A 24,002-nucleotide genomic window follows, 5' to 3' on the forward strand; every position below is an offset into this window, starting at 1 on the left:
TTCAAAAACTTTAAGGATTTTAAAATGGATGTGCTCAAGGAAGTCGGGAATATTGGAGCTGGCAATGCAGCCACCGCGTTGTCGCAGCTTCTGGGCAAACCGATTGATATGGCTGTCCCTAAGGTGCAACTTCTGAATTTTGATGAAATTACTGACAAAGTCGGTGGTGCTGAAGAACTGGTATATGCCGTGTTCCTAAGAGTGGAAGGTGAAGCACCAGGTAATTTGTTCTTCATACTCACACCAGAGGCAGCTATTAATCTGCTTAGCCGAATTGCCGGCATTGAGCTAATGGAGGGTGACGAATTGGGAGAGATGGAACTATCCGCGCTGAACGAAATCGGCAATATTCTCGCGGGTTCCTATTTATCTTCTCTTGCAGATTTCACTTCGTTGTCTATGTACCCGACTGTACCTGCACTTGCTATGGACATGGCTGGCGCGATATTGAGCTATGGCCTGCTGCAATTTGGGCAAATGGGGGATGACGCTTTGCTGATTGATACGACTTTTCTTGAAGGGCAGAACGAAATTGAAGGGCAATTTTTCCTTATTCCCGATCCGGAATCTTTCCCGAAAATCTTCAAATCATTAGGAGTACCATTCGAGAATGATTGAAGAACAAAGCATCATCAAAGTAGGCATGGCGGATCTTAACGTAGGCAGTCAAGAAAGCCTTGTCCGTACAACTGGACTTGGCTCCTGCGTTGGAGTAACCTTGTTCGATCCTGGGAAAAAGCTTGCAGGGATGGCACACGTTATGTTGCCTTCATCTGAGATCGCCCGGGAAGGACAAATGAATATCGCCAAATTTGCGGATACCGCTTTGCCGGAGCTATTATCCCGCTTGCTTGCGCTTGGCGCCGTCCGGAGCCGTCTTGTAGCCAAAATGGCTGGCGGCTCACAGATGTTCGCTTTTGCCGGGGGGAGTGACACCATGAGGATCGGGCCTCGTAATGTGGAATCCTGCAAGATTGCTCTTCAAGCCTTGAATATTCCGCTGCTTGCGGAGGACACAGGTGGAAATTTTGGCCGAACGATAGAAATTGCCTGTAGCACCGGAATATTGTATATTCGCAGTGTTCAAAAAGGCACTAAGGAAATATAGCGATGAATGGTAAACTTCTATTAAGTCTGTTGTTTGGATTGCTTGGCTTTGGCTTTACCTTTCTAATTAACTATGGGCATAACTTACTGGGAACCAGCTTGATTCGAGGGATTTTTGGATTTATTGTCTGGTTTCTGCTTGCCTTTCTCTTAAGATGGGTATTGGGTTTTATTGTTAAGCAATCCGGTTCTCCGGAGAACGGCGAGACAGCTTCCATTGATGGGAGTGAGAACCTCGGTAGTAATTTCGATATCAGCACTCCGGGCGAAGATGAAGAACTAATCAATATGCTAAAACAGAAACCGGAACAACAAGGGAGTGGGGATGTGGAGGACTTTACACCGCTTCAACCTCCCAAACTGGTTTCTATGAAAGATCCTGAAGAATTGGCCAAGGCCGTTCGTCACCTGAAAGAAGAATAAGCGGGTTCTGCTTATGCCCGCTGACTAAACTTTGGGAAGGGTGAAAGCCGTTGAACGAGCATAAAGCTTCTCAATCGGAAACTGACGGGCTCTGGGAACAGTGGAAAGAACACGGGAATCCTGATGCCAAGAAGAAACTGATTGAGAGTTACCTCCATATTGTTGATTATGTGTCCAGCCGCTTGGCAGTGGGGTTACCCAAGAATGTCTCCAAAGATGATTTGGCCAGCAATGGTGTGATGGGCTTGATTGATGCTATAGAGAAATTCGACTACAAACGGGGGCTGCAGTTTCAGACCTATGCCTCCTGGCGGGTGCGTGGAGCGATTCTTGACTCTTTGCGCCAAAGTGATTGGGTTCCCAGATCGGTCAGGGAAAAAGCAAAGAAAATCGAGGACGCCTACCAACAGCTTGAACAGAAATACTTGAGATCTGTGAGTGACGAGGAAATGAGCCAATATCTGAACATTACAGAGCCGGAATTTCAAAATATGCTGCAGGACGTGGCAGTCATGTCACTATGCTCACTTGAAGATCCTATCCGTGAAGAAGAATCAGAGACCCGCATGTCAATATTGGTGGATGATAAGGCTAAGAATCCAGATCGAAAAGTAAATGAATTTTATTTACGTGATACCCTGACCAAAGGCATCGAGAAACTAACAGTGAAAGAACGGACAGTCGTGTCCCTTTTATATTATGAAGATTTGTCTTTGAGCGAGATCGCCGAGGTGATGTCACTGTCGCCTTCACGGATTTCGCAGCTTCATTCGAAAGCTATTTTGCGGCTGAGAGGAACACTTGAAAAAAACCGTGATCTTCTCATGCAAAACGACTAACCGGGCGACGGTGAGGGGGAGCAGAAATTGATCGGTCATTATGCTTTGAGCCAGTATATTAGTATTACCTTTTCGGAGGATAAGGGGATTGCTTACCTTCAGTTTTCTAAGAAGGATGAAAATTTCTCTTGTACGATTGAAGATCTGGAAAGCTTCCTGCACAGTCACAACATTCGCTACGGGATTCAGCGGGACATCGTTCAACGTATCAGCAGCAATCCAGAGGAATACTTTTTCAGCAGGGTGCCTATAGCAATAGGACAACCTTCTGTGAATGGTACAGACGGCCGAGTAGTACTCACTGTCGATCTGGAAGAGGACCGCAAACCGCTGGAGATGGCGGATGGGAAAGTAGATTACAAGGACCTGGTAAGGCTTCATAATGTTCTAAAAGGTCAGATTATCGCCAAAGTCATTCCGCCTCAGCCAGGAAAAACCGGCATGATGGTTACCGGTGAAGAACTGCCGTCCAAACCGGGCAAAGAAGCTCATTTCAAAGTAGGGAAGAATGTGCTTGTTGATCAGGAAGAGACGGCTATGTATGCGGCTATTGATGGTCTAGTGACTTTAACAGACAAGGGAAAGATCAATGTTTTCCCGGTATATGAAGTCAATGGTGATGTTGATTACAGCACGGGTAATATTGATTTTGTCGGAACGGTTGTGATTCGGGGCAACGTACTGACGGGCTTCACTGTTAAATCTGCAGGCGATATCCGTGTAGTTGGAGGAGTTGAAGGCGCAGAGTTGATCTCGGGCGGTTCAATCGAAATTACCGGAGGAATCATAGGCTATAACAAGGGTCTTGTGAGTGCAGGGAAAAATGTGAAGGTTTCCTTCATCCAGGATGGGAATGTAGTGGCAGGTGAGGATGTTATCGTGTCACAGAGCGTAATGCATTCTAATATCAGAGCTGGCAAGGATGTTTTATGCAATGGAACAAAGGGTTTGATTGTTGGTGGCGTAGTGCAGGCTGGTGAACGTGTAGTGGCACGGACCATCGGTAACACAATGTCGACAGCAACGGCTATAGAGGTAGGCGTAGTACCCGAACTGAGAAATGAGATTAACGAACTACGTCAAGAGCTGCGCCATCTCCTTGAGAATGAAGATAAGACTAACAAAGCGCTGTATCTGCTTAATCAACTTGCAAACAACGGCCAACTCTCTCCAGACAAGGTGGCGCTTCGCGTGAAACTGAACGCAACCAAGCAATCTCATATGCGTGATGAGAAGAAGATCAAAGAGCGCGTGCTCGAGATCGAAAAAATGCTTGAGGATACAGGCAGAGCCAGAGTAGAGGTTATTAAAACCATCTATGGAGGTTCTAAAATTGTGATTGGCAGGTATACCCGCTTCGTCAAGGACCCAACAGAAAGGGTTACCTTCATCTACAGTGATGGGGATATCTCTATGAGTCCTAATATTTAAAAATGAGGACGATACTTATCTGATTGGCGTTGCTTTGGAAAACCGGTTCTGTAACCACTTCAGTGAGGAGAGGGTATTTATGAGTCTGAAACCGGTGGAACTTCAAATTGCTTTGCCCCGGACAACTGAAGCAGGAAAGATTCAAAATGGGCTGCAGCATCGGCCTGCACTGGATCAGCAGCAGTTGGCAGGCCAGAATGTGAAACAAACGGAGCAACTCGCTCAGCGGAGCAGCGAAGTAGATGAGTCCGCTGAATCTGCTTTACGTGATGACCGAAGCGGACAACATCAATCTGGCAGTCATCCCCCCCCTCACAAACATCAGAAGCCGGAGACCAGTCATGATGCCGAACACCCTTATAAGGGGCATCGCATTGACCTCAGTCTATAATATTCTTGATTTGAACTTCTAAAGGAGATATGCACTTGCAACCATGGGTATACATCGTGCTGGTAGGCGCTGTCGCTATCGTTTATGCCCTGAGACTGCCAGTACGTGCTAAAGACGAGTCAGCAGACAGACAGAGTCTGAAAGAAACGGAAGCCGCGCTTGAATTGTATATGGCCGACATCGAGCGTGATCATGACAATATGCTGCAGCTGGTCGGCAGTATCAAACAACAGTCGCAAAACAACCGGGCTGCGCTGCAAGAGGAGATTGCCGGATTGAAGGAGCAAGTAGCTGAGTTGCAAAAAAACTCAATGTTGCTTGACGCCAGGCTGACAGCTGAGGAAAAAAGTCTATTACAGTTATCAGCGGCTTTTGGTAAAGGGAATGCGGCTGTTTCACCGGCCACCGGTCAGAGTATGCATACTGAGTCTGTAATTGATGCACCTGTTCCCAAACAGAAACCGGTCAGTTCAATCAAACAGCGTTATCCCAGGTTGTTTGAGCTGCATGAAGAAGGAAAATCTATTGACTCTATTGCCAAGACGGCAGGTCTTCAGCGTGGTGAAGTTCAGCTGATCTTGCAGCTTGCCAAACAGGAGGAGTCGGTATGATCAAGAATCGTTCGTTCATGTTGGGATTGGGTGCTGGCCTGATTATTGGTGCATTGCTGCTACAGTTAATGCTCTCCGGAGGAGCTGCACCCATGACCAAAGATGAGCTGGTCAAGGAAGCGGCTAAACTTAATTTAACCGTTAACGATCCTGCCGCAAAAGCATCAGTTGAAGACGGAACTGATCCTGCGCAGGGAACAGAGGGGACTGCCAAAGAAAATGATACTACAGCAGTTGCCGGATCTCCCAAGCCATCTGCTTCACCGAAAGCCTCTCCTGCAGTTTCACCTAAGGCTACAGTTAAGCCAACAGATGCTAACAAACCAGTGAAGCCTTCAGCTCCCGCCAAACCATCCTCCTCAGCTGCAGTTAAGCCAAAGGTAACTTCGTCGACGGTGAATACGCCTGCTACACCTGCTCCTGCGGTTGCTGGCACCATATCTGTTAAGATTCCTACGGGAATTACACTCTCCGAGACTGCTGACCTTTTGGCAGAGGCAGGTGTCATTGATGATAAAGCTGAGTTTTTGAAGAGTGCGAACAACCGTAAAGCTAATACTAAAATTCAATATGGCGGCTACAGCTTTATAAAAGGTGAGGGTATTAATTCTATCATTGACAAACTGATCACTGTAAAGTAGTTGTTTGCGGAGGAAATTTATTTGAAGCGTTGCATACGTTATTTTAATATGGTATAGTAATAAACGGTGTTAAAACACACGCCGGTTGATTTCGACAAGGGGTGCTTTCTTCTGAAGAAAGTCTTGTAGAAAGATGACACGCGGCGGAGGAGACACACAAAAAAACCAATACTAGGAGGTGTGTGGAGATGGCAGTAATTTCCATGAAGCAGCTTCTCGAAGCTGGGGTTCACTTCGGTCATCAGACTCGTCGTTGGAATCCAAAGATGGATCGTTATATCTTCACTGAAAGAAACGGAATTTACATTATTGACCTGCAAAAAACGGTTAAAAAGGTAGAGGAAGCTTACAACTTTGTAAAGAGCGTCGCTGGCGACAACGGCACAATCCTATTCGTAGGAACAAAGAAACAAGCACAAGATTCCGTAAAAGAAGAAGCTGAACGTTCGGGTATGTTCTTCATTAACCAACGTTGGCTGGGCGGTACCCTGACTAACTTCCAAACTATTCAGAAACGGATTGACCGTCTGAAGAAATTGGAACTTTGGGAAGAAGACGGTACCTTCGCAGTTCTGCCTAAGAAAGAAGTAATCCTTCTCCGCAAAGAGAAAGATCGTCTTGAAAAATTCCTGGGCGGTATCAAGAACATGAAAGGTCTGCCTAGTGCGCTGTTCATCATTGACCCGCGTAAAGAGCGCATCGCTGTTGCGGAAGCTCGTAAACTGGGTATCCCAATTGTAGCTATCGTTGATACTAACTGTGATCCGGATGAAATCGACTACGTGATCCCGGGCAATGACGACGCGATTCGCGCCGTGAAATTGCTTACTGGTAAAATGGCTGATGCAGTTGTGGAAGCTCACCAGGGCGAAGATACAACTACAGCTTAAGTAGTAGCCGGAACTTAACTAGAACTTAAATGAAAAGGGTGGTTGGCAGGTGGATAACCTCTCACTGCCCTTTTTTTAGGATAATAGACATGAAGCGTGTAACATAACGACAATCATCTGGAGGGAATTAACAATGGCAGTAGATGCAAAAGCAGTAAAAGAACTTCGCGAAAGAACAGGCGCGGGAATGTTGGATTGCAAAAAAGCGCTGGAAGAAGCTAACAACGATATTTCGAAGGCAGCAGATTTGCTTCGTGAAAAAGGTCTTTCAGCCGCTGCTAACAAAGCTGGACGTATTGCTACAGAAGGCGTTGTTGAGTCTTATATCCACGCTGGCGGACGTATCGGTGTGCTTGTCGAAATCAACTGTGAAACTGACTTCGTAGGTAAAACGGATTCCTTCAAAGAATTCGCTCGCGATATCGCTATGCAGATCGCTGCAGCAAATCCGCTGTATGTTCGTCGTGAAGAAGTACCAGCTGAAGCTGTGGAAAAAGAAAAGGAAATTCTGAAGGCTCAAGCCCTGAACGAAGGCAAGCCTGAGAAAATCGTCGAAAAAATGGTTGAAGGACGTATCAGCAAGTTCTATGAAGAATATTGCCTGCTTGAACAAACCTTCGTTAAAGATCATGAAAAGACAATCTCCCAACTTCTGAACGAAAAAATCAGCACTATCGGTGAAAATATCTCTATCCGTCGTTTTGTTCGTTACGAACTGGGCGAAGGCCTGGAAAAGAAAGTCGACAACTTTGTAGAAGAAGTTATGGCTCAAGTGAATCAATAATAGTAATCTGCATACAGAATTGAATAAAGGCAAGCATCAAAAGAGCGGAACACATACACGTAGTGTTCCGCCTTTTGTAAGAAAGTGAGGGTATACAATTGGAACAGCCGGTATTTAAGAGAGTAGTCCTTAAGGTTAGCGGTGAATCACTCGCAGGACAAAACGGATATGGCATTGATGCGGAGACGATTATTTCCATCGCGGAACAGGTCAAGGAAGTCGTTGAGCTAGGGGTTCAGGTTGCCATTGTGTGCGGTGGAGGCAATATCTGGCGTGGAATCGCGGGCAGCGCAAGTGGAATTGACCGGGCTACAGCTGATTATATGGGGATGCTCGCCACGGTTATGAACTCGCTTGCACTTCAGGATGCGTTGGAACAAATTGATGTGCCGACACGGGTGCAAACTTCAATTTCCATGCAGCAGATTGCTGAGCCCTATATTCGCCGCCGTGCTATTCGGCATTTAGAGAAGGGCCGTGTGGTTATTTTTGCAGCGGGTACGGGTAATCCGTTCTTCTCCACGGATACAACGGCAGCTCTAAGAGCAGCCGAAATTGAAGCGGAAGTCATTCTAATGGCGAAGAATAAAGTAGATGGTGTATATTCTGCTGACCCATTCAAAGATAGTACAGCCGAAAAATACGAGCAACTCACGTATATGGATGTGCTCAACAAAAATCTTGGTGTTATGGATTCCACCGCTTCCTCTCTGTGCATGGATAATAATATACCGCTCATTGTGTTTGCTATTACAGAGCAAGGCAATATCAAACGTGTCGTTCTCGGTGAGAAGATCGGAACGATTGTTAAAGGGAGTGTAGATTAATGCCACAATCGGTTAAGAAGAATGCCGAAGAGCGTATGGAAAAAGCGATTTTATCTCTGAAACGGGACTTGGCAACACTGCGGGCAGGACGTGCTTCTACATCACTCCTGGACCGTATTCAGGTAGAATATTACGGTGCGCCTACTCCAATCAACCAGTTGGCCAATATCAGTACTCCAGATTCACGGACCCTGCTGATCCAGCCTTGGGATAAAACCTCGATGTCGGACATCGAACGCGCGATTATGAAATCGGATATTGGGATTACTCCAGCCAATGACGGTACTATTATTCGCCTTTCTATTCCGCCGCTTACTGAAGAACGCCGCAGTGAACTTGTGAAGTTCACCAAGAAATTTGGTGAAGAGGCCAAGGTAGCCATCCGCAATATCCGTCGGGATGCCAATGATGACATCAAAAAGATGGAGAAAAACGGTATTTCGGAAGATGAGTCCCATGGGCACCAAGAAGACATTCAGAAGTCAACGGATAAGTTCATAGCCGAAGTTGATAAAGTGCTCTTGGCCAAAGAAAAAGAGATTATGGAAGTATAATGAAATTCAAGAGACTTCAGGCCCCTCCGTATATGGTGGGGTTTGTCTCTTTCTGATAAGAGCTTGGAGGAAACGGAAATGATCAAACGGATTCAAGCGTGGCTGAGCCGTAAAGACAGGCAGCAGGAGCCAATTGAGATTTCACCGGATAACATTCCCCGTCATGTGGCTGTCATTATGGATGGCAATGGCCGCTGGGCTAAACGTCGAGGATTACCGCGGATCGTTGGCCACCAGAACGGGATGAAGGCAGTCAAACGTACTACAATTGCTGCGAATGATCTGGGTGTGGAGTTCTTGACCATGTACGCTTTCTCTACCGAAAACTGGAAACGGCCGAAGGAAGAAGTGGATTTTTTAATGCGCTTGCCAGTCGAGTTTCTGGCTCTAGAGCTTGACGAACTTATTGAAAAAAATGTGCAAGTACGTGTGATGGGCGATACTGACGCACTGCCATCTCATACCCGTAAGGCTATGGAGGAAGCAGTCAACCGTACTAAGCACAATACAGGCCTTATTTTGAATTTTGCCTTAAATTATGGTTCGCGCAAAGAAATAGAAGATTGCATGCGGGGATTGGGACAGGACATTCAGGATGGAGTATTATCACCAGAAGATATTACATCTGAACTGATCGACAGCAGACTATTGAGTTCAGGAATGCCTGACCCTGACCTTCTTATCCGTACAAGCGGAGAGATGCGGCTAAGCAACTTTATGCTCTGGCAGGTTGCCTACAGTGAGTTCTGGTTTACAGATGCATACTGGCCGGAATTTGATAAGTCGCATTTGTTGCAGGCTGTAGCGGAGTATCAGCGACGTACACGCCGTTATGGTGGACTGAAGTAGCCTGATGGGAGATGGGAACCATTGAAGCAGCGATTGATTACCGGAATTATAGCCGGCGCGGTATTTTTAGGATTGTGCTTTTGGGGAGGCTGGCCGTACCAGCTGTTGCTGACAGCTATGGCTCTCATCGGTTTTTATGAATTTTTGAAAATGACAGGCACACAGACTTTCGGTGGTACCGCTATTGTAGGTTATCTGTCCGTAATGTGTTTTATGATCCCTTGGGATTTAATCGGTATCTCTGAATGGTTTTCTTGGGAGCAAGGGATTTGGCTATTAATGCTGGTGTTCCTCTTGCTTACAGTAATCAGCAAGAATAAGTTGGATATTAAAATAGCAGCTACATTGTTTACTGGAATTGTATACATAGGAATGGGTTTTTCCTATATGTCTATTGCACGTGGTGCGGGGGACGGGCATGGTTTGATCTGGACTTTCCTGCTGCTGTGCTGTATCTGGGGCAGTGATGCTGGTGCTTATTTTGTAGGCAGAAGCTTTGGCAAAAACAAGCTGTGGCCAGCTATAAGTCCCAACAAAACCGTGGAAGGAGCCCTTGGCGGGGTGTTGATCTCCATTCTGATTGCAATTGGTTTTGCTTTATTTGTTCCTGATCTCCTGACTATAGGACGTGCGCTTCTTATCGGAATTTCATGCGCGGTTCTGGGTCAGCTGGGTGATCTTGTACAATCTGCCTATAAACGGGTGTACGGTATTAAGGATTCAGGCTCGCTGCTGCCTGGTCATGGAGGTATTCTTGACCGCTGCGACAGCTGGATTATCGTATTTCCTTTCGTACATATCGTAATGCTTATGCCATACTACTAACGCCAGGGAGAAGGTTCTACTGTGAAAAGAATAAGTATTCTCGGCTCCACGGGTTCGATCGGGACACAGACGCTGGATGTAATCGCCATGCACCCGGATGCCTTTGAAGTGGAGGGCCTGGCCGCTGGAAGCAATACTGCCCTACTGTTAGAGCAGATTCAACGTTTCAAGCCACGCCGCGTTTCTGTGTCCTCCAAAGAGCTGGCTGAGGAGATCAGAACGAGTCTTCCTGAGGGCGTGGAGCTTTTTAGCGGGAATGAAGGACTGGTTGAGATCGCTGCAGGCGGAGATGCGGATACTTTGGTAACAGCGGTAATGGGTAGTGTCGGGTTACAGTCCACGCTTGCGGCAATTGATGCTGGAAGACATATTGGCTTAGCCAATAAGGAAACACTCGTTACAGCCGGACATCTGGTGACTGAGCGTGCCGTGAGAAAAGGCGTTCAAGTGCTCCCAGTCGACAGTGAGCATTCTGCTATATTCCAGTGTCTTAATGGTGAAAACCGTGAGGATATTGCCAATATTACGCTTACTGCCTCCGGCGGCTCATTTCGGGACTATTCCCGGGATCAGCTTAAGGAGGTTACGGTTGAAGATGCCCTGCGGCATCCGAACTGGAGCATGGGGTCCAAAATCACGATTGACTCGGCCACTATGGTGAATAAGGGCTTGGAAGTAATTGAAGCTCATTGGCTGTTCGGTTTGCCGTATGAACAAATCCAGGTAATACTGCATCCGGAAAGCATTATCCATTCTTACGTGGAGTTCCGGGACAGCAGTATAATAGCTCAGTTGGGTAACCCGGATATGCGCGTTCCTATCCAGTATGCGCTCACCTATCCGGACCGGTGGGCTTCACCGGCCAAACGATTGTCTCTGTCTCAAGTCGGTCAACTAACCTTCAGGGAAATGGATTATGTGCGTTTTCCAGCGCTGAAGCTTGCGATAGAATGCGGGAAGGCCGGAGGGACGAACACTACTGCCTTTAATGCCGCTAACGAAATCGCAGTTGCCCGCTTCCTGCGTCATGAGATTCCTTTCTTACGGATTGAAGAGATTATTGAAGAAGTACTGCAGCATCATGTAACGGTTGCATTCCCGGATCTGGAACAAATTGAGTATTGCGACTATACAACACGTGAACTTGCAAGTAAGTTGTAATCCCCTCTAAATAAGATATATCCGTGGATTTTTGCTTTACCCTGAAAAATAGGCTGGGGCTGTTGATTCTCTTGTGCAGGGTCTTGGAATAATGATAAATTAAGAGGACATACTTCGGTCTTACACCTAAAGGGGGAAAGTTACGCATGGAAATGGTAAGAGTCGTTTTTTTAACGGTGTTCATGTTTTTTGTACTGGTAACAGTGCATGAATGGGGACATTATTATTTTGCCAAACGCGCCGGTATTCTTGTGCGGGAATTTGCCATCGGTTTCGGCCCGAAACTGTTTTCTTATAAACGAAATGAAACCCAGTTCACACTTCGTTTGCTGCCCTTTGGGGGTTATGCTAGGATGGCCGGTGAAGATCCGGAGATTATTGAGATTGGTCCTGGACAAACTATTGCTGTTAGGCTGGGACAAGATAACAAGGTTAAGAACATATACCTGGATTCTCTCGACACGCGCAGAAATGTGATTCGCGGGGAAGCGCAGTACACGGATCTGGAGAACGAACTGAAGATCCGTCTGGACGTAGACGGGGAAGTAACCGTATATGATGTTCATCCGCAAGCAATGCTCATTAAAGGTACCCAGCAGACACAAATTGCACCTAAGGACCGCCAATTCGGCAGTAAAACCGTTGGTCAGCGTGCGATTGCTATTTTTGCCGGACCGGTGATGAATTTTATTCTCGCCTTTGTGCTGTTTGCTCTGCATCTGCAAATGGCGGGAATTCCCATCGAAAATCCTACGTATGTGAAAATCGGTGATGTTAGTGCCAACATGCCCGCAGAAGAGGCCGGACTGCAGAAAGGCGATATCGTCGTATCTGTAAACGGGGAGAAAATCGGCGGGGATTATCAAAAGATGATCTCGTTAACCTCCGCTTCCAAAGGCAAAGAGATGCAGTGGACATTACAGCGTGGTGAAGAAACCTATAATGTGGCTATGATTCCCCGCAGTATGGAGGGAGAAGAAGGCGGTAAAGTAGGTATTACTCCGGAGTTGCCTACTCGTCAGGCCGGGTTTGGGGAGACGTTCTCCAAATCAGGTATAGCGATGGTGGATACGACCAAGGCGATATTCATGGGCTTTAAACAATTAATCAATAATTTTAACATGGATGATATTTCAGGACCTGTTGGTACAGCAAAAATGACCGGCCAGATCGCACAGCAGGGGATTCAGTATTTAACCTATTGGGCGGCTATACTGAGCCTGTATCTGGGAATATTTAATCTGCTGCCGATTCCTGCGCTGGACGGAAGCCGGCTGGTCTTCCTTGGTGTGGAAGCATTGCGCGGCAAGCCGGTTGATCCTGGCCATGAGGGTATGGTCCATTTCGTCGGCTTTGCGATGCTGTTCCTGGTAATGATTGCTGTTACGTATAATGATATATTGCGTCTCATAAGCGGTTGATTTTCCTTGTTTCACCTAATTTTTATCATTACGTTTTTCACTTGGGTCTACACTTTTGGGGGTCCCCGCAAAGCACCTGAATCAGCTTTTATGAATATTCAACACTTTGTGGGGCTATTTTAGGAGGAGTTTCACTACATGGCCAAAGATAAGCAGTTCGTTACAGAGATTACGCCGCAGGGCGAGGATTTCTCACGCTGGTACATTGATGTTATTAAAAAGGCGGATTTGATGGACTACTCACCGGTCCGCGGTTGTATTGTGTTCAAACCGGATGGCTTTGAAATCTGGGAACATATCCAGGAAGAAATGAACCGGCGCTTCAAGGAAACAGGACATCGTAACGCTTATTTTCCGATGTTCATTCCAGAGAGCTTTTTCCAAAAGGAAAAGGACCACATCGAAGGTTTTAATCCTGAACTGCCTTGGGTCACGGAAGCGGGCGGCGATAAATTGGAAGAACGTCTGGCAATCCGGCCTACGTCGGAAACCATGATTGGGCATATGTATTCCAAATGGATTCAGTCTTACCGTGATCTCCCGGTTCTGATCAATCAATGGGCCAACGTGGTCCGTTGGGAGAAGCGTACACTTCCATTCATTCGCACGAGTGAATTCCTCTGGCAGGAAGGACATACCGCTCATGAGAATGAAGCTGAAGCTCGTGAAGAAACGATGCAGATGCTGGAGATCTATCGGGATTTTGTAGAAGGGTATCTGGCGATTCCGGTAATTACCGGACAAAAGACCCCATCGGAGCGTTTTGCCGGCGCGGTAGATACGTATTCCATTGAAGCCATGATGAAGGATGGACGAGCTGTACAGGCGGGAACTTCGCATTACCTGGGCACCAAATTTGCAGTTGCTTTTGAAATCCAGTACCTGAGCCGGGAGAATGTGCTTGAGCATGTACATACCACTTCATGGGGAACAAGCACACGTCTGATCGGTTCCATGATTATGGTTCACGGTGACGACCGGGGCCTCGCGTTGCCGCCGAAAGTTGCACCTACACAGGTTATTATGATACCGATCGGACCGCCTAAGACTCGTGACGCTGTCATCGGCCGAACAGACGAGCTGTTCAAGGAACTCAAAAACGCAGGTGTTCGCGTACGCGTGGATGACCGGGCGGATGTAACCCCAGGATGGAAGTTCAATGAGTATGAAATGCGCGGAGTGCCAATCCGTCTTGAGCTGGGGCCACGTGATATGGAGAACGGCGTCTGTGTGCTGGTCTCGCGTATCAGCGGAGAGAAGAAGGTCATCCAGCAAGCGAATCTGGTGGAAGAAATACAGGCGATGCTAGAGCAGGTGCATAACGAAATGTTCGAGCGCGCGCTGAAATTCCGTGAGGATCACTTCTATTCGGTGGATACACTCGATGAAATGAAGGCTTCCATGGAGGAGAAACGAGGCTTTGCACTGGCAGGCTGGTGCGGCTCCGAGGCGTGCGAATCCAAGGTGAAGGAAGAGACGGGTGCTACAAGCCGCAACATTCCTTTCAACCCTGCCGAGACGAAGCAAGTGTGCATTTGCTGCGGCAAACCAGCGGCGCATACGGTTGTTTTTGCCAAAGCCTATTAATTTGTTTCAGCATTGTTTATGATAAAGATTCTAGTACGTTAATCTAGCTTCTGGTGAGAGGAGTCGGCGGGCCGAAAGAACCCAAAGCTTTTTGACCCGGAAGCTTTTTAAAATCTGTCTCATTCTTATGATTTGCTGAAATCAGGCGTTTTTATTATTGCGTAAGTTAGGTGGGGGAAGCATGGAACTGAACATGGAGAGAAGAAAGCGGTTCGAGCTTTTGATGAAGCAAGGTGAAATTCCGCCCGCGATTATTGATCCTTACTTCTTGGATGGATACATTGAACGTGTGGAAATCAGCCGAGGCAATCATGACTGGCATATCGTTATTGTCAAAAAAAGTTTGGTTCCGGCCCAGACGTACCGGACCTTTGTACTGAGAATGCGTGAGAAGCTGCAGCATATTGCCAAAGTCAGCTTCTTGTTCCTATATGATGACAAAATCAGCAGAGCGGAGCTTGTGCAGGAATATTGGGGGCTTTTTCTGGAATGGGCGCAGCGTGAAATCCCTTCTGTCAATGGCTGGTTGACACGCTCCAGCCAGGAGCTGCAGGACGGTACACTTTTACTGAGCCTGAATGACTCCATGTCCCTGGAGCTGGCCCGCAAAAAAGGGATCGAAGGCGCGATTGTGAAATTTTACGATAAATTCTTCGGTCTCCCTCTGAAGGTTAAGCTCCAGATTGCCGAGAGTGAGAGCAAAGCGGATGCCTATGAGGAATTCCAGCAGAAACTGCAGCAAGAACAGCGTGAACTGGTGGAAATGATGATGATGGCCAGTGAACCTGATGAGCCTGTAGAGGAAGGGGATCCGAACGAGGTTATTAAACTCCAGGTCGGTTATGAGATTAAGGAGCAGGCTGTGCCCATTCTTGAGATTCAGGATGAGGAAAAGAAGATCACGATACAAGGGACTATTTTTGGTCTTGAGAGCAAGGAGCTTCGCAACGGAAATACGCTGTTCACTTTCTGTATTACAGATTTTACGGATTCTCTGCAAATCAAGATGTTTGCCAAGACCAAAGAAGACTTGAAGGTCATGGGACAACTGGCTAACGGCAAATGGGTCAGAGCACGCGGTAAAGTAGAATATGACCGGTTCATGCAAGTTCCCGAGCTGGTGATGATTCCTTCGGATCTGTCCGAAGTTCAGGCACCACCTGCCCGTAAAGATACAGCCCCCGTGAAGCGTGTTGAATTCCATCTGCATACGACAATGAGTACAATGGATGCGGTCGCACCGATCGATGCGTATGTTAAAACAGCCGCGAAATGGGGTCACCCCGCAATTGCCGTCACGGATCACGGTGTGGTTCAGAGCTTCCCTGATGCAGATCACGCGGCCCATAAGCACAAAATCAAAATGCTTTATGGCGTAGAAGCCAATGTTGTCAATGACTCGGTGAATATTGTAGAAAATCCGCAGCCCTTGGAGCTGAAGACAGCGACCTACGTTGTATTTGATATAGAGACCACGGGTTTATCAATTACACGCAACAATATTACCGAGCTTGCAGCGATCAAGATGTGCGAAGGCAAGGAGCTTGACCGGTATTCAACATTTGTGAACCCGCATGAAAAGATTCCTTATCATATCCAGCAACTGACCAATATTACGGATGAAATGGTGAAGGATGCACCGGACCTGGAGCCTGTGCTTCAGGAATTCGTGGATTTTGTAGGTGATAGCATCCTCGTAGCCCACAATGCAAGATTTGATATGGGATTCATTCAGGCATCACTAACGAAGCTGGGCAAACCGATATTATCAAACCCTTCGCTGGACACTCTGGAGCTGGCGCGTCTGTTGTTTCCGAGCATGAAAAATCATAGGCTGAATACATTAGCAGACAAGTATAAAGTACTGCTGGAGAGCCATCACCGTGCGGTAGATGATACCGTTGCGCTGGGGGGAATCCTAAACGGCCTGCTGGCTGATGCTGAGAAGCTCAAGAACCTTACCCGGCTTGACCGGTTGAATGATTATGTCGGTAATGATCTCTCCAACACCCGGCCGTTTCACTGCGGTATTTATGCGCTGAATCCAGTAGGGAAAAAGAATCTGTATAAGCTGATTTCCATGTCTCATACCGAATTTTACAAGCGGGTACCGTGTATACCAAAGTCCAAGCTAGAACAGTATAGAGACGGTTTGCTGGTGATTTCCGGTTGTGAACGGGGCGAGTTTTTTGAGGCGGTGCTGAACAAGACTGTGGAAGAGGCAATGGAAGTTGCGCAGTTTTATGATGTTCTTGAGATTCAACCGCTGACCATGTACATGCATCTGGTAGACAAAGGTTTTGTTGCCAGTCCAGAGGATTTACGGGGAGTGGTGCGTAAAATCTGCGAAATTGGCGAGCAGTTGAACAAGCCGGTTATTGCCACTGGAAATGTGCACTACCTGGAGCCAAGGGATAAGCTGTTCCGTGATATAACGATTCATGGAATTACCGGTTTCAGCCCGCTGAAGGATCAGCGTAAGCCGGACGCCCATTTCCGCACTACGGATGAGATGCTGGCTGAATTTGAATTCCTGGGTGCGGAGAAAGCGATGGAGGTTGTTGTTACTAACACCGTAGCCTTAGCTGAGCGTTTTGAGGAATATCCGCTTTTTCCAAGCGACCTGTTCACACCTATAATTGAAGGGGCAGACGACGAGATCCGGGAAACCTGCTACAATACGGCAAAATCGATCTATGGTGAAGAACTGCCGGAGGTTGTCGTTGCCCGGCTCGAAAAGGAGCTTGCGCCGATTATTAAATACGGTTTCTCTGCCAACTATCTAATTTCTGAGCGGCTTGTCAAGAAATCCAATCAGGATGGTTACCTGGTAGGGTCGCGTGGTTCCGTAGGATCATCTGTGGTGGCAACCTTTCTCGGAATCTCCGAGGTAAATCCGCTGCCTGCCCATTATATCTGTACAAATCTGGAGTGCAAGCATAACGAATGGTTTCTTGACGGCAGTGTGCCGAGCGGCTTCGATCTTCCAGATAAAACATGCCCAAACTGCGGAGGCAAACTCAAAGGCGAGGGGCAGGATATTCCGTTTGAGACGTTCCTTGGTTTTAAGGGAGACAAGGTTCCCGATATCGACCTTAACTTTTCGGGTGAGTATCAGCCGAATGCGCATAACTTCACCAAGACCATGTTTGGACCGGACAATGTATTCCGTGCCGGCACCATTGGTACTGTTGCAGAAAAGACCGCTTTTGGCTTCACAAAAAAATACGAGGAGCATCATCAGAAACGGTGGCGCGGAGCCGAAGTCGGGCGCCTGGCAGCAGGCTGCACCGGTGTGAAACGGAGTACGGGGCAGCATCCCGGCGGTATCGTTGTTTTGCCGGATTATATGGAGATTGAAGATATCACCCCGGTTCAGTTCCCGGCGGATGATGTCACCGCAGAATGGAAGACGACCCATTTCGATTACCATGCGTTTGATGCCAATCTGCTAAAGCTCGATATACTGGGCCACGATGATCCGACGATGATGCGTATGCTCCAGGATTTAACTGGTGTTGACCCAACGACCATTCCGATGAACGATCCGAAGGTCATGAGCATGTTCAACTCTACCGAAGCGCTGGGGGTAAGGCCCGATCAGATCCGGACACCTGTGGCAACCTACGGAGTACCTGAGATGGGGACCAAATTTGTCCGCCAGATGCTAGTGGAGTCGAAGCCGTCCAGCTTTGCCGACTTGCTGCAGATCTCGGGTTTATCCCACGGCACCGGAGTTTGGCTTGGTAATGCTCAAGAGCTTATTAAGAACAACACCTGCAACATTAAGACAGTTATTGGTTGCCGCGATGATATCATGCTCTTTCTAATTTATAAGGCGGGAATGGATGCAGGCCTGGCTTTCAAAATTACCGAAAGTGTTCGTAAGGGCAAGGGGTTGTCTGCCGAATGGATAGAGGAAATGAAGAAATGCAAGGTTCCGCAGTGGTATATTGATTCTTGCCTGAAGATTCAGTACATGTTCCCGAAGGCACATGCTGCCGCCTATGTAATTTCTGCAGTACGGACCGCCTATTTCAAGCTTTACCATCCTATTGAGTATTATGCGACTTATTTTACGGTGCGGGCAGCTGATTTTGACATTGAGTTGTGCTGTAAGGGCTATGAGGCTATTGCCCGGCAAATTGTTGAGATTGAGCAAAAAGGCTTCCAGGCACTTCCGAAGGAAAAAGCGATGCTGCCTGTGCTTGAAATGGCTCTGGAGATGACCGCACGCGGCTTCACCTTCAAAAATATCGATTTGTACCGTTCCGATGCAACCAAATTCACCGTTGATGGCAATAGCCTGATTCCTCCGTTCTCTTCACTTGCTGGAATTGGCGATAACGCAGCGATCAATATTGCGGCTGCCAAGAATGCCGGGGAATTTCTGTCCATCGAAGATTTCCAGCAGAAATCCAAGGCGAGCAAGACGGTTATCGAACTGCTGAACAATATGGGCTGCTTCCGCGGATTACCGGAGAGCAACCAGCTTTCGTTGTTCTAACAGCCGCAACAAGTGGAGTAATGCAAAGGGTAATCCTATAAAAAGCCCCCTTCGAAACAAGGAGACAGCAGGTTTTTACGACTTGTTACATGAGGCAGTCAAGGGCTGGCACTTGTCAGTGCTGATGCACTATGGTATAATTTTTTTGGTAATAATGAGATAAGTCCGTTGTGTAAAGAGTGGGGAAACCCACTCTTTATCTTTGGTATATAGCAAAAGACAAGTTCGTGGAGGTTATTTTCTTTTGAGCACACCTAAATCCCAAATTAAACAAACGGTAGAGCAGATGCTTGGGCCCTATCTCGAGGACAATGGTTTCGAACTGGTGGACGTTGAATATGTGAAGGAAGGCTCCAACTGGTTTTTGCGCATATTCGTAGATAAAGAAGGCGGCATTGATATTGATGATTGTGGTGCCATCAGCGAATATTTCAGTCAGAAGCTGGATGAGAATGATCCTATACCTGAGGCTTATTTCCTTGAGGTATCCTCACCGGGTGCTGAACGCCCGCTCAAAAAAGCTGCGGATGTCGCCAAAGCGGTTGGCAAGGACGTCTATGTAACGGTGTATGAGCCGATTCAAGGACTTAAGGAATTCGAAGGTCGTTTGCTCTCGTTCGAGAACGAGGAACTGCTCATCTCCGCGGGCAAAAAAGAACATGTTGTACCGTATGCCAAAGTCGCCAGTGCGAGATTGGCCATCATTTTTTAACGTCTTGAAAGGGGGACCGGAATTTCATGAGTATGGATTTTATCGAAGCTATGAATGAACTGGAAAGGGAGAAAGGCATCAGTAAAGATGTGCTGTTCGAAGCCATCGAAGCTGCGCTGATCTCCAGCTATAAACGCAACTTCAATGCGGCGCAGAATGTGCGTGTGGATATGAACCGCAACACAGGCGTAATCAAGGTGTTTGCCCGCAAACTGATTGTTGAGGAGGTACTGGATACCCGGACTGAGATCTCGCTGATGTCTGCCCGGGAGATCAACCCTCATTTTCAATTGGAGGATATCGCCGAGCTTGAAGTAACGCCGCGTGATTTTGGCCGTATTGCCGCCCAGACGGCCAAGCAGGTGGTGACTCAGCGTATCCGTGAAGCAGAGCGCGGACTCATCTATAACGCTTTTATCGACAAGGAAGATGACATTGTTACCGGCCTTGTACAGCGTCAGGACATGCGCAATATCTACGTTGACCTTGGTAAAATCGAAGCAGTTCTGCCGCTCAGCGAGCTGATGCCGGGAGAAAAGTTCAAGCAAAGTGAGCGTATCAAGGCATATATCACTAAGGTTGAGAACACGACTAAGGGGCCGCAGATCATGCTGTCGCGCAGTCATCCCGGCCTCTTGAAACGCCTGTTCGAGCTTGAGGTTCCGGAAATTTTTGACGGTGTCGTCGAAATTCGTTCTGTAGCCCGCGAAGCTGGCTTCCGTTCCAAGATTGCTGTCTTCTCTCGCAATCCTGAAGTAGATCCAGTCGGTTCGTGCGTAGGCCCTAGAGGCACACGAGTTCAGACGATCGTTACGGAGCTGCGCGGCGAGAAGATTGATATCGTCCGTTATTCCGAAGCGGTTCAGGAGTATGTAGCCAACGCGCTTAGCCCGTCTAAGGTGCTTGAGGTTCAAGTCTTTGAAGCGGAAAAGATGGCTCGTGTCATTGTTCCTGATTATCAATTGTCGCTCGCAATCGGCATCAAGGGACAGAATGCCCGTCTCGCCGCGAAGCTGACCGGCTGGAAAATTGATATCAAGAGCGAAAGCCAGGCAGAGCAGGAATACGGCAGACCAAGAACTTCTAATGATGAAATGCATCAGGATTCCGTCTCCATTGACTAATCAACCTGCTCTATTTTAGAGGGGAGGCGATTGACATGAAACAGCGTAAGGTACCGCTGCGCAAATGCGTTGCAAGCCAAGAGATGATGCCCAAGAAAGAGCTGATTCGCGTGGTGAGAACGCCTGAGGGCGAAGTGCTGATAGACCTGACTGGCAAAAAGTCGGGCCGGGGAGCTTATATTTGCGGCAAACTGGAATGTTTTAAGCTGGCACAAAAGAATAAAGCACTTGACCGTGCACTCAAATGTCAAGTGAGTCCTGAAATCTATGCCCAGCTTGCACGGGATTTTGCATCCGTCGAGGAGCAGTTTCTGGCAGCAAAGGATAGTGAGGACAATGAGTAAGGCACTTTCTTATTTAGGGCTTGCCATGAGAGCAGGCAAGATTGTCACCGGCGACGAAGCTGTGCTCAAAGCAGTACGGTCTTCGGAGGCGAAGCTGGTCGTCCTCGCAGGTGACGCTTCAGAAAATACTCAGAAAAAGTTCCGTGACAAGTGCGGAACCTACGATATTCCACTAGTAATCGCATTTCACCGGGATGAACTCGGTGCAAGTATTGGTAAGGACCGGCGCGTTGTGCTGGCCGTTACGGATAAAGGATTCGCGGAAATGATCTCCAGAGTGCTTGGAGATACTGTCGGAGGTGGAGTTATTGACTAAAGAAGACAATAAGGATAAGCTGCGCGTGTATGAATACGCGAAATCGCTTAATATGAGCAGTAAAGAAATTATTACAATTCTGAAGCGTTTGAATGTCCCTGTGAATAATCATATGAGTGTCATGGAGAATGGCTCCGTGAACAAAGTGGAACAGTTCTTCAAGGATATCAAGTCAAACGCTGCAGCTAAGCGGGACAGCGGAACCAGCAGCCGTCCGGCAATTGCCGGAACGGTAACCGCCGATCCCCAAAATGCTCAGAATGCCAACAAAAATCAACCGGAAAAGCAGGTAGGTATGAACAGTAACCAAAACAACAACCAATCGACGACGTCCCCAAGGCCCCAAAGCGGACAAGATTCCCGCAGAGCAACAACAGGTTCCACACAGAATTCCCGTCCGCAGAGCTCCACTAGCGGCAATCGCCCACAAGGCAGCTCCACAGGCAGCCGTCCGCAAGGCAGCTCCACTGGTGGCAGCCGTCCGCAAGGCAGCTCCACTGGCGGCAGCCGTCCACAAGGCAGCTCCACTGGCGGCAGCCGTCCGCAAGGCAGCTCCACCGGTGGCAGCCGTCCACAAGGCAGTTCTACTGGCGGCAGCCGTCCGCAGGGCACTTCCACAGGTAGCCGCCCACAAGGCCAAGGCAGCGGTGCACCGCGTACTGGCGCACCACAAGGTCAAAGTGGAGCACGTACGGCTGACAGCCGTCCACAAGGTCAAGGTGGCGGTGATTTCTCCCGCGGCGGCGACAAAGGTCCCAAAAAGAACACAACTGGTGGCAGACCCAATAACAACAGCGGCCAGAAACGTTTTGAAGACGGTAAAGGCGGCAACTTCCGCGGCCGTGGCGGCAAGAACAACCGCGGCAGAAATCAGCCGACGGTATACCGCGAAAAAATCGACAACACACCGAAGAAGATCATTGTACGCGGCAGCATGACTGTCGGTGAAACAGCTAAGCTGCTTCACAAGGATGCTTCCGAAGTGATCAAGAAGCTGATCTCCATGGGCGTTATGGCCACAATCAATCAGGAACTTGATATCGATACTATTCTGCTTCTGGCCGGCGAGTTCGGTGTTGAAGTTGAAGTGAAGATCCCGGTGGATGAAGACAGCTTTGAAACTGTGGAAGAAAATGATTCCGAAGATGATCTGCAGGCCCGTCCTCCGGTTGTAACGATCATGGGTCACGTTGACCATGGTAAAACAACTTTGCTCGATGCCATTCGTTCCACGAACGTAACCGGCGGTGAAGCAGGCGGAATCACACAGCATATCGGAGCATACCAAGTCGAAATTAACCACAAAAAAATCACATTCCTTGATACACCGGGCCATGAAGCGTTCACGGCTATGCGTGCCCGTGGTGCCCAGGTTACGGATATGACGATTATCGTCGTAGCAGCTGATGACGGTGTAATGCCGCAGACAGTGGAAGCAATCAACCATGCCAAGGCAGCCGGACTTCCGATCATTGTTGCAGTTAACAAGATCGATAAGCCGGGCGCAGATCCTGACAAGGTGAAGCAGGAGCTTACTAGTTATGAACTGGTTCCGGAAGAGTGGGGCGGCGATACGATCTTCGTCAACCTGTCGGCCAAACAGCGTATTAACCTGGAAGAGCTGCTGGAAATGATTCTGCTAGTTGCTGAAGTGAATGAGTACAAGGCGAACCCGGACAAACGGGCACGCGGTACTGTTATAGAAGCTGAGCTAGACAAAAACCGTGGACCGGTTGCCCGAATTCTCGTACAGAATGGTACGCTGAAAGTCGGAGACGCCTTTGTAGCAGGTAACTGCTTCGGACGCGTACGTGCCATGGTCAATGACAAGGGACGCAAGATCAAGGAAGCGGGACCTTCCACACCAGTGGAAATTACCGGTTTGACGGAAGTGCCGCAGGCTGGCGATCCGTTCATGGCCTTTGAAGATGAGCGCAAAGCCCGTGCTATTGCTGACAGACGTTCTACGTCTCAGCGCCAGTCCGAGCTGAACACGAACACCCGCGTAACACTGGATGATCTGTTCAAGCACATCAAAGACGGCGAGATCAAAGATCTCAACGTGATCATCAAGGGTGACGTACAAGGTTCGGTAGAGGCACTGAAAGGCTCCCTGGCCAAAATCGAAGTTGAAGGCGTGCGCGTGAAGATCATTCACAGCGGTGCTGGCGCGATTACGGAATCCGACATCACCTTGGCGGCAGCATCCAATGCTATCGTTATCGGTTTCAACGTTCGTCCGGATACACAGACGAAAGCGGCTGCCGAACAGGAGAAAGTGGATGTACGTCTGCACAACATCATCTACAATGTAATTGAAGAAATTGAAAGTGCGATGAAAGGGATGCTTGATCCCATCTACAAAGAGAACGTTATCGGCCATGCTGAAGTGCGTAATGTCTTCAAAATCAGCAAAGTTGGTACTATTGCAGGATGTATGGTTACTTCCGGCAAAATTACCCGTAATGCCGAAATGCGCCTGATCCGCAGCGGTATCGTTGTTTTCCAAGGCAAGATCGACACCTTGAAACGTTTCAAAGATGATGCAAAAGAAGTGGCGCAGGGTTATGAATGCGGCATAACTTTGGAACGCTATAATGATGTCGTTGAAGGCGACATTATCGAAGCGTTCATCATGGAAACGGTAGAGCGCTAAGC

Annotated in this window: 22 protein-coding genes and 1 pseudogene; all 23 read left to right on the top strand. The window is 48.1% G+C overall.

Annotated features, from left to right (window positions below; genetic code table 11):
- Positions 1 to 24 precede the first annotated feature (24 nt).
- Positions 25 to 618, top strand: coding sequence for a chemotaxis protein CheC (locus A3842_RS13860; RefSeq protein WP_371915998.1), 594 nt, complete (start codon positions 25 to 27; stop codon positions 616 to 618).
- The gene (locus A3842_RS13865; RefSeq protein WP_074088133.1) at positions 611 to 1,108 is read left to right on the top strand and encodes a chemotaxis protein CheD; all 498 of its coding nucleotides are present in this window, start codon (positions 611 to 613) and stop codon (positions 1,106 to 1,108) included. Before A3842_RS13860 ends, A3842_RS13865 begins: the two co-directional genes overlap by 8 nt.
- 2 nt (positions 1,109 to 1,110) lie before the next feature.
- Entirely contained in the window at positions 1,111 to 1,530 is a 420-nt protein-coding gene (locus tag A3842_RS13870; protein WP_074088134.1) for a hypothetical protein, read from the top strand.
- Positions 1,531 to 1,580: 50 nt separating this feature from the next.
- Entirely contained in the window at positions 1,581 to 2,369 is a 789-nt protein-coding gene (locus A3842_RS13875; RefSeq protein ID WP_074088136.1) for a FliA/WhiG family RNA polymerase sigma factor, read from the top strand.
- Between the two features lie 27 nt (positions 2,370 to 2,396).
- Positions 2,397 to 3,800 carry a flagellar assembly protein A gene (locus A3842_RS13880; RefSeq protein WP_074088138.1) on the top strand — a complete coding sequence of 468 codons (1,404 nt, stop codon included), beginning with the start codon at positions 2,397 to 2,399 and terminating at the stop codon, positions 3,798 to 3,800.
- A 79-nt stretch (positions 3,801 to 3,879) separates the two neighbouring features.
- On the top strand, positions 3,880 to 4,191 hold the full coding sequence (locus A3842_RS13885; RefSeq protein ID WP_074101797.1) for a hypothetical protein: 312 nt from the start codon (positions 3,880 to 3,882) through the stop codon (positions 4,189 to 4,191).
- Between the two features lie 35 nt (positions 4,192 to 4,226).
- Positions 4,227 to 4,802 (top strand): hypothetical protein, encoded by a 576-nt coding sequence (locus tag A3842_RS13890; RefSeq protein WP_083609584.1) that lies wholly within the window; start codon positions 4,227 to 4,229, stop codon positions 4,800 to 4,802.
- A complete protein-coding gene (locus A3842_RS13895) occupies positions 4,799 to 5,443 on the top strand; it encodes a hypothetical protein (protein ID WP_074101799.1) in 645 nt (214 codons plus the stop codon). Before A3842_RS13890 ends, A3842_RS13895 begins: the two co-directional genes overlap by 4 nt.
- Before the next feature lie 188 nt (positions 5,444 to 5,631).
- Complete coding sequence (gene rpsB / locus A3842_RS13905; RefSeq protein WP_020434093.1) at positions 5,632 to 6,333, top strand: 30S ribosomal protein S2; 702 nt, start codon at positions 5,632 to 5,634, stop codon at positions 6,331 to 6,333.
- A gap of 133 nt (positions 6,334 to 6,466) precedes the next feature.
- A complete protein-coding gene (gene tsf / locus A3842_RS13910; RefSeq protein ID WP_074088145.1) occupies positions 6,467 to 7,117 on the top strand; it encodes a translation elongation factor Ts in 651 nt (216 codons plus the stop codon).
- A 98-nt stretch (positions 7,118 to 7,215) separates the two neighbouring features.
- Positions 7,216 to 7,944, top strand: coding sequence for a UMP kinase (gene pyrH / locus A3842_RS13915; RefSeq protein ID WP_074088146.1), 729 nt, complete (start codon positions 7,216 to 7,218; stop codon positions 7,942 to 7,944).
- Positions 7,944 to 8,498: a ribosome recycling factor gene (gene frr, locus A3842_RS13920; RefSeq protein ID WP_074088147.1), complete on the top strand. Its 555-nt coding sequence runs from the start codon at positions 7,944 to 7,946 to the stop codon at positions 8,496 to 8,498. Before pyrH ends, frr begins: the two co-directional genes overlap by 1 nt.
- A gap of 78 nt (positions 8,499 to 8,576) precedes the next feature.
- Positions 8,577 to 9,347, top strand: coding sequence for an undecaprenyl pyrophosphate synthase (locus A3842_RS13925; protein ID WP_074088149.1), 771 nt, complete (start codon positions 8,577 to 8,579; stop codon positions 9,345 to 9,347).
- A 21-nt stretch (positions 9,348 to 9,368) separates the two neighbouring features.
- On the top strand, positions 9,369 to 10,172 hold the full coding sequence (locus A3842_RS13930; RefSeq protein ID WP_074101800.1) for a phosphatidate cytidylyltransferase: 804 nt from the start codon (positions 9,369 to 9,371) through the stop codon (positions 10,170 to 10,172).
- A 21-nt stretch (positions 10,173 to 10,193) separates the two neighbouring features.
- Positions 10,194 to 11,333, top strand: a complete 1,140-nt coding sequence (locus tag A3842_RS13935; RefSeq protein WP_074101801.1) for a 1-deoxy-D-xylulose-5-phosphate reductoisomerase — start codon at positions 10,194 to 10,196, stop codon at positions 11,331 to 11,333.
- Positions 11,334 to 11,479: 146 nt separating this feature from the next.
- The gene (gene rseP / locus A3842_RS13940; RefSeq protein ID WP_074088155.1) at positions 11,480 to 12,754 is read left to right on the top strand and encodes an RIP metalloprotease RseP; all 1,275 of its coding nucleotides are present in this window, start codon (positions 11,480 to 11,482) and stop codon (positions 12,752 to 12,754) included.
- Between the two features lie 138 nt (positions 12,755 to 12,892).
- Positions 12,893 to 14,341, top strand: coding sequence for a proline--tRNA ligase (gene proS, locus A3842_RS13945; RefSeq protein WP_074101802.1), 1,449 nt, complete (start codon positions 12,893 to 12,895; stop codon positions 14,339 to 14,341).
- 181 nt (positions 14,342 to 14,522) lie between these two features.
- Positions 14,523 to 18,848, top strand: coding sequence for a PolC-type DNA polymerase III (locus A3842_RS13950; RefSeq protein WP_074101803.1), 4,326 nt, complete (start codon positions 14,523 to 14,525; stop codon positions 18,846 to 18,848).
- 244 nt (positions 18,849 to 19,092) lie between these two features.
- On the top strand, positions 19,093 to 19,560 hold the full coding sequence (rimP, locus tag A3842_RS13955; protein WP_074088160.1) for a ribosome maturation factor RimP: 468 nt from the start codon (positions 19,093 to 19,095) through the stop codon (positions 19,558 to 19,560).
- Between the two features lie 26 nt (positions 19,561 to 19,586).
- Positions 19,587 to 20,684, top strand: a complete 1,098-nt coding sequence (gene nusA / locus A3842_RS13960) for a transcription termination factor NusA (RefSeq protein WP_074088162.1) — start codon at positions 19,587 to 19,589, stop codon at positions 20,682 to 20,684.
- Between the two features lie 35 nt (positions 20,685 to 20,719).
- Entirely contained in the window at positions 20,720 to 21,028 is a 309-nt protein-coding gene (gene rnpM / locus A3842_RS13965) for an RNase P modulator RnpM (RefSeq protein WP_019910454.1), read from the top strand.
- Positions 21,021 to 21,339 (top strand): annotated as a pseudogene (locus A3842_RS32520) (YlxQ family RNA-binding protein); the annotation flags it as partial. The gene rnpM and the pseudogene A3842_RS32520, both read left to right, overlap by 8 nt.
- On the top strand, positions 21,337 to 24,000 hold the full coding sequence (infB, locus tag A3842_RS13975) for a translation initiation factor IF-2 (RefSeq protein WP_074101804.1): 2,664 nt from the start codon (positions 21,337 to 21,339) through the stop codon (positions 23,998 to 24,000). The pseudogene A3842_RS32520 and the gene infB, both read left to right, overlap by 3 nt.
- Positions 24,001 to 24,002 lie beyond the last annotated feature (2 nt).

This window comes from Paenibacillus sp. P3E (genome assembly GCF_001909045.1).
In the GTDB taxonomy this organism is placed as follows: Bacteria; Bacillota; Bacilli; order Paenibacillales; family Paenibacillaceae; genus Paenibacillus_AQ; species Paenibacillus_AQ helianthi.

Bases quoted from the DNA above. Each gene is read 5' to 3' on its own strand.
- rpsB (WP_020434093.1), top strand. From the start codon at position 5,632: ATGGCAGTAATTTCCATGAAGCAGCTTCTCGAAGCTGGGGTTCACTTC.
- A3842_RS13950 (WP_074101803.1), top strand. From the start codon at position 14,523: ATGGAACTGAACATGGAGAGAAGAAAGCGGTTCGAGCTTTTGATGAAG.
- A3842_RS13925 (WP_074088149.1), top strand. From the start codon at position 8,577: ATGATCAAACGGATTCAAGCGTGGCTGAGCCGTAAAGACAGGCAGCAG.
- rseP (WP_074088155.1), top strand. From the start codon at position 11,480: ATGGAAATGGTAAGAGTCGTTTTTTTAACGGTGTTCATGTTTTTTGTA.
- A3842_RS13870 (WP_074088134.1), top strand. From the start codon at position 1,111: ATGAATGGTAAACTTCTATTAAGTCTGTTGTTTGGATTGCTTGGCTTT.
- tsf (WP_074088145.1), top strand. From the start codon at position 6,467: ATGGCAGTAGATGCAAAAGCAGTAAAAGAACTTCGCGAAAGAACAGGC.
- A3842_RS13895 (WP_074101799.1), top strand. From the start codon at position 4,799: ATGATCAAGAATCGTTCGTTCATGTTGGGATTGGGTGCTGGCCTGATT.
- proS (WP_074101802.1), top strand. From the start codon at position 12,893: ATGGCCAAAGATAAGCAGTTCGTTACAGAGATTACGCCGCAGGGCGAG.
- A3842_RS13885 (WP_074101797.1), top strand. From the start codon at position 3,880: ATGAGTCTGAAACCGGTGGAACTTCAAATTGCTTTGCCCCGGACAACT.
- nusA (WP_074088162.1), top strand. From the start codon at position 19,587: ATGAGTATGGATTTTATCGAAGCTATGAATGAACTGGAAAGGGAGAAA.
- A3842_RS13865 (WP_074088133.1), top strand. From the start codon at position 611: ATGATTGAAGAACAAAGCATCATCAAAGTAGGCATGGCGGATCTTAAC.
- A3842_RS13860 (WP_371915998.1), top strand. From the start codon at position 25: ATGGATGTGCTCAAGGAAGTCGGGAATATTGGAGCTGGCAATGCAGCC.
- rnpM (WP_019910454.1), top strand. From the start codon at position 20,720: ATGAAACAGCGTAAGGTACCGCTGCGCAAATGCGTTGCAAGCCAAGAG.
- frr (WP_074088147.1), top strand. From the start codon at position 7,944: ATGCCACAATCGGTTAAGAAGAATGCCGAAGAGCGTATGGAAAAAGCG.